At 65.1% G+C, this 5564-nt stretch carries 4 protein-coding genes and 2 pseudogenes; 5 read left to right on the forward strand and 1 reads right to left on the reverse strand.

Annotated features, from left to right (window positions below; translation table 11 throughout):
* The 5 genes and pseudogenes from F1542_RS13670 to F1542_RS13690 all read left to right on the forward strand — a co-directional run.
* A pseudogene (locus tag F1542_RS13670) lies at positions 1-195 on the forward strand (ubiquinone biosynthesis protein UbiH); the annotation flags it as partial.
* Positions 196-299: 104 nt separating this feature from the next.
* Positions 300-1109: a serine O-acetyltransferase gene (cysE, locus tag F1542_RS13675; protein WP_227002512.1), complete on the forward strand. Its 810-nt coding sequence runs from the start codon at positions 300-302 to the stop codon at positions 1107-1109.
* On the forward strand, positions 1109-2365 hold the full coding sequence (locus F1542_RS13680) for a TIGR03862 family flavoprotein (RefSeq protein WP_193733520.1): 1257 nt from the start codon (positions 1109-1111) through the stop codon (positions 2363-2365). The genes cysE and F1542_RS13680 overlap by 1 nt, the downstream gene beginning before the upstream one ends.
* The gene (locus F1542_RS13685; RefSeq protein WP_193733522.1) at positions 2362-3864 is read left to right on the forward strand and encodes an ATP-binding protein; all 1503 of its coding nucleotides are present in this window, start codon (positions 2362-2364) and stop codon (positions 3862-3864) included. The genes F1542_RS13680 and F1542_RS13685 overlap by 4 nt, the downstream gene beginning before the upstream one ends.
* Entirely contained in the window at positions 3848-4006 is a 159-nt protein-coding gene (locus tag F1542_RS13690) for a hypothetical protein (protein ID WP_193733521.1), read from the forward strand. The genes F1542_RS13685 and F1542_RS13690 overlap by 17 nt, the downstream gene beginning before the upstream one ends.
* Before the next feature lie 843 nt (positions 4007-4849).
* On the opposite strand, the pseudogene F1542_RS13695 reads toward F1542_RS13690, so the two are convergent.
* A pseudogene (locus F1542_RS13695) lies at positions 4850-5564 on the reverse strand (ribonuclease E/G); the annotation flags it as partial.

Below are 5564 nucleotides of genomic sequence, written 5' to 3' on the forward strand. Positions count from 1 at the left end.
GCGGATGTGCTGCGCAGGTACCAGGCGCGCTGCCGTCCCGCCAACATGCTCATGCTGGTGGCGACCGATGCGCTGGAACGGCTGTTTGGCAATGATAACCCCGTCCTGCGGCTGGCGCGTGACGTGGGGCTTGCGACCGTCAACCGCATCACCCCGCTGCGCCGCAGCTTTGCCCGGCACGCCATGGGCCTGTAAAACGGGATCGCGACGACTAACAGGCCCCAAGGGGCCGGAACGGATGGCTTATGTCTGAAAAGCAGCCTGCTGGCATTCCCATGGATACACGCACGCGTCCCGTCATGCCGCCAACGCTGGGGCATGTGGACCCCATCGCGCTGTGGCAGGAAATCGTGAACGGCGCGTGCGGGTGCAATGATCCGCTGGTCAAGGGCCTGCTGGCCACCGGCATCCGCAACCATGCGTCCTTCCGCTGTGCGCTGGCCGCCCTGATCGGACGCAAGCTGGGGGACCGGTCGGTGGCGGATGACGCGCTGGCCGAACTGGTGAGCGAGGTGTTCGACGCCGATCCCGATATTGTCAGTGCGGCGGCGGCCGACCTTGTCGCCATCCGTGAACGCGATCCGGCCACGGCCAATTACGTGACCCCCTTCCTGTTCTTCAAGGGCTATCACGCGGTGCAGAGCTACCGCGTGGCGCACTGGCTGTGGCACAACAATCGCAGCTACCTTGCCCTGCACCTGCAAAGCCGGTGTTCCGAACTGTTTGCCGTTGATATCCACCCTGCGGCAAGGCTGGGGCGGCGTATCCTGCTGGACCACGGCACGGGTATCGTCATTGGTGAGACATCGGTGCTGGAGGACGACGTGTCCCTGCTGCAGGGCGTGACCCTTGGGGGGACGGGCAAGAACGTGGGCGACCGCCACCCCAAGGTGCGCCGTGGCGTGCTGATCGGGGCGGGGGCCAAGATCCTGGGCAATATCGAAATTGGCGAGGGGGCGAAGGTCGGCGCTGGCTCCATCGTGCTGGAATCCGTGCCCGCCTACACGACCGTGGTGGGCAATCCCGCCCGTATCGTAGGCACGCGACATTCCAGCCTGCCGGCCTTTACCATGGACCAGATGCTGCCGCCGATCGATTATATCATCTGATGACCGAATTCGTTTTCAGGCCGCACGTCGCGGTTATTGGCGGTGGGCCTGCGGGTCTTGCCGCGGCCGAAATCCTGTCCGCCCACGGGTGTGGCGTCAGCGTGGTGGAACAGATGCCCACCATGGGGCGCAAGCTGCTCATGGCCGGGCGGGGGGGCCTCAACCTGACCCATTCCGAACCGGCCGATGCCTTTGCCGCCCGTTATGGCGCCGCACGCCCGATGATGGAACGCGCCCTGCGGGCCTTTACCCCGCAGGACATGGTGCAGTGGGCCGAAGGACTGGGCCAGCCCTGCTTTACCGGCAGCAGCGGACGTATCTTTCCCCGTGCCATGAAGGCGTCGCCGCTGTTGCGGGCATGGCTGGCGCGGCTGGCGGCAGGCGGCGTGCGGCTGCTGACGCGCCACCGCTGGGACGGGTGGGATGCGGATGGCAGGCTGCGGGTTACGGGTCCCGGTGGCCCGGCATCGTGGCGGGTCAACGCTACGGTGCTGGCGCTGGGTGGCGCAAGCTGGGCACGGCTGGGATCGAATGGCGCATGGCGGGCGCGCCTTCTGGACCATGATGTGGATGTAAAACCCTTTGCCCCGGCCAATTGTGGCTTCGTGACCGGCTGGGGCGCGCCGTTTACCACCCGTTTCGCCGGCACGCCGCTGCGGGGTATCGCACTTACGCTGGATGGGGCCGACACGGTGCGGGGCGAGGCGGTGGTGACCGGTACGGGGATTGAAGGCGGCGCGGTCTATGCCCTGTCGGCCGCGATTCGGGGCCGGATTGCCCGTGATGGCCATGCGCTGGTCCATATTGACCTGCGTCCCGCGCTGGATGTGGCGGAAATCGCCACCCGCATTGCCCGCGTACGTTCACGTGAAAGCCTGTCCAATACATTGCGCAAGGCGCTGCGGTTGCCCCCCGTGGCCATTGCCCTGCTGCGCGAAGGTGACGGGGGACCGCCCCCGCGCGATCCCGAGGCCCTTGCCCGTCTGGTCAAGGCCGTGCCGGTGGTGCTGCGTGCGCCTGCGGCACTGGACAGCGCCATTTCGGTCGCGGGGGGAATCGCGTGGCCCGCGCTGGATGAACATTTCATGCTGCGTGCGTTGCCTGGTGTTTTTGCTGCCGGTGAAATGCTGGACTGGGAGGCTCCGACCGGCGGTTATCTGCTGCAGGGCTGCATCGCGACCGGGCGCATGGCGGGGCAGGGAGCATGGGAGTGGTTGCGGGACTCGCAGCGCGGGCGGTATCCGTCAGCGCCATGAGTGTTGCGATCACGATTGGTGAACGGCGCGGGGCCATGGCGACGGATGCCCCCGTGACGATGGACCTGGCGGAACTGCTGTCCACCCGCCTGCTGGTGCAGGGCAATTCCGGGTCGGGCAAGTCACACCTGCTGCGCCGCCTGCTGGAACAGTCCGCGCGTATGGTGCAGCAGGCGATCATTGACCCCGAAGGCGATTTCGTCAGCCTTGCCGAACGTTACGGCCATCTGGTCATTGACGCCGCCGAACATACCGAGGCCGCATTGCAGGCGGCGGGGGAGCGGATGCGCGTGCACCGGGCCTCCGTCGTGCTGAACCTTGAGGGCGTGGATGCGGAGGTGCAGATGCGCCGCGCCGCAGCCTTCCTCGGTGGCATGTTCGAGGTGCCGCGTGACTACTGGTACCCCGTGCTGGTCGTGGTGGATGAAGCCCAGCTTTTTGCGCCTGCGGCGGCGGGCGAGGTGTCGGACGAAGCGCGTCGGGCCTCACTTGGCGCCATGACCAACCTTATGTGCCGTGGGCGCAAGCGTGGGCTGGCGGGTGTGATCGCGACCCAGCGTCTGGCCAAGCTGGCGAAGAATGTCGCGGCCGAGGCCTCGAACTTCCTCATGGGCCGCACCTTCCTTGATATCGACATGATGCGGGCGGCTGACCTGCTGGGTATGGAGCGGCGGCAGGCCGAGAGTTTCCGTGACCTTGAACGCGGTTATTTCGTAGCCCTTGGCCCCGCGATATCCCGCAGGCCGCTTGCGGTGAAGATCGGGCCGGTGGAAACCGAAAGTCGTTCGGCCGGTCCCACGCTCATGCCGTTTGATCCGGTGCCCGCAGGGGACGAGATCCGTGAACTGATCCTGACCCCCGTGCCCGAACGTGAGGTTCCGGCCCGTCAGCCACGCAGTTTCAGCCCGCCACCCGATATCCTGTCCCAGCTTGCCGCCCATGCCGAAACCGCGACGGTGGACGTAGCGGAAGAAGAACCGGATGCAGCACCGGTGGATGCGGCAGCCCAGCGGCTGCGCTTTATCGAGATCCTGAGCGATATCCTGCGTGACGAGGACGCGGGCTTCCGTCCCGTGCATGTACTGTATCAGGACTTCCTTGTCCGCTGCCGGATCGAGGGTATGGGACGTGATGCGCTGGACATGCCGCGCTTCCGCCGCCTGCTGGCGGTCGCCAAGGCTGGTGTGGATGCCCAGACGGCGGAAAGCGGCCAGTGGCGGCAGGCCGAACAGATGGCAGGCGTGCTGCCCGATGACGTGCAGGGCATTTTCCTGCTGATCGCACGCGCCGCCCTGCATGGCGAACCCTGCCCATCCGACAGTCTGATTGCCCGCACATACGGCACCCATTCCCTGGGGCGCGCCCGGCGGCAACTGGCCTATCTGGAGGAGCAGAACATGATTGTCCTGCGCAATGACGGGCTGGGCCGCCGTAGTGCCGCCATTATCGGCCCCGGGTGGGAAACCGCGCCTGCCCTGCCGGATGGCGGTCAATCGTAAAGAGGCTTTTGGTGAAGCTTTTTTCAAAAAAGCTTTTGAAAATGCCGCCTGTTTGAAAACAGAAGGCTCCCGGGAACTTTTATTTCTGGTCGTGCGCGTCAGTAAAACTGGCACGACCCGTGCCATTCCCCACCGGGTGTAAGGAAAAATAAGGCGATTTTGTCGTCAACCCAGACCATATGGACTTTTTCTTCTGAGCCGATCTGGAACACGAAATCCCCCAGCCCGACCCCATACCGCACTGCGGTCGGGTAGCCGCCCACCTTGGTCCGGTCATGGCGTTACAGGTCATTGAAGACGGCATCGCGTCCCGTGTCGTCATCTGGCAGGGCGTGTATGTCGATTGGCAGGCCCCCGGCATCTTCCTGACCGGTGGTCATCTTCGACATGTGTCCAGCGTATCGGGAAGGGCCTGAAGGAATGGATGGTTGCGGGCAGCGGTACCGGCCTGTCGGTCGTGGTGTATTGGCGGATCAGACAGACTTTGCCATGGGGGCGGTCAAAGAGCGGATCCGCCATGCTGAAGAACACGACAACCAGGGCCGGATTGGCAAGCGGCTTCGGCACGCAAGGCAGTTCATCAATGCGGTTCTGCAGGATCAGGGCCATGGGACTGCCGTTCCATGTGGGTCCATGTAAGCAGGCCTGCATCCGGATGGCCCACGCCACGGCAGAACCATGACCGGATTGGTCGGGGGCCGGACGCAGCAGGTTGCTGAGTTGACTGAAGCTTTCGCGGCCGACCGGGGTTATGGTTATGACGGTCCTCTGACCTGTACAGTTTTCACATGATCAGGTCATGCATAATGTATGTATGGTCATGATACATCGACGGAAGAGAAACAAAAGTTTCCTCGCAACGGTTTTTAAGAAAATCAGTATCCGGAACTTTTAATTCAGGTGGGTATCAAGAGCTGACCGGGCACAAAAAAACCTGCCTTCTTGCGAAGGCAGGTTTTTTACCGGTCAGTCAGTCACGCTGTTATCAGCGCTTCCACCATCCCGTGCGACGGCGCGGGGCCGGAGTGGCGTCCACATCGATCGGGGTTGGCGCGGCGTCCGCCGTGGTGGCCGTGGCTTCAGCCTCTTCATCGGCCTTCTTGCGGCGGCGACGGGTTGCCGGCGTGGTCGTGGCCGCCTTGCGGGTTGTGGTCCGCTTTTTCGGGGCGGGCTTTTCTGCCTTTTCCGGTGCGGCGTCCGCTGTGTCGGCTACGGTTTGTGCAGCTTCCGCTTCCGGCGCGGGTTCTGCCTTCTTGCGGCGCGTGGTGGTGCGGCGACGCTTGGGGGCTTCTTCCGTGGCCGTGGCTTCGGCTTTGGTCGGGGCGGCAGGCGTTTCCGCCGCCGGTTCCCCGGCCGTGTCCTCAGCCTTTGCCGCCGCGCGGGTGGTGCGGCGGCGTGTGGTCGCCGTCGTGCCCGTGCTGCGGCTGGCCGCACGCTTGCGCGCGGGTTTGGCCGGGGCCGCTTCCTCGGTTGCCTTTTCTTCCACCGGTTTCGCCTCGGCTTCCGTTGCCGGGGTTTCCGCCTCTACGGCCTCATCAGCGACCTTGCGGCGGGTGCCGGTGCGGCGCGTGGTGGTCGTGCTGGCACGACGGCGGCGCGGCTTGGGCGCTTCTTCCGCTGCCGGTTCCGCAGGTGCGGGGACGGCTTCGGGTTCGGCTTCCACGACAGGCGGGGTGGCTTCGGCGGCCGGGGCGGGGGAT

Source organism: Komagataeibacter sp. FXV3 (genome assembly GCF_015155755.1).
Classification (GTDB): Bacteria; Pseudomonadota; Alphaproteobacteria; order Acetobacterales; family Acetobacteraceae; genus Komagataeibacter.

What these genes read in the sequence shown, in the direction of transcription:
- cysE (WP_227002512.1), top strand. Translation starts at nt 300, where the DNA reads ATGCCGCCAACGCTGGGGCATGTGGACCCCATCGCGCTGTGGCAGGAA.
- F1542_RS13680 (WP_193733520.1), top strand. Translation starts at nt 1,109, where the DNA reads ATGACCGAATTCGTTTTCAGGCCGCACGTCGCGGTTATTGGCGGTGGG.
- F1542_RS13685 (WP_193733522.1), top strand. Translation starts at nt 2,362, where the DNA reads ATGAGTGTTGCGATCACGATTGGTGAACGGCGCGGGGCCATGGCGACG.
- F1542_RS13690 (WP_193733521.1), top strand. Translation starts at nt 3,848, where the DNA reads ATGGCGGTCAATCGTAAAGAGGCTTTTGGTGAAGCTTTTTTCAAAAAA.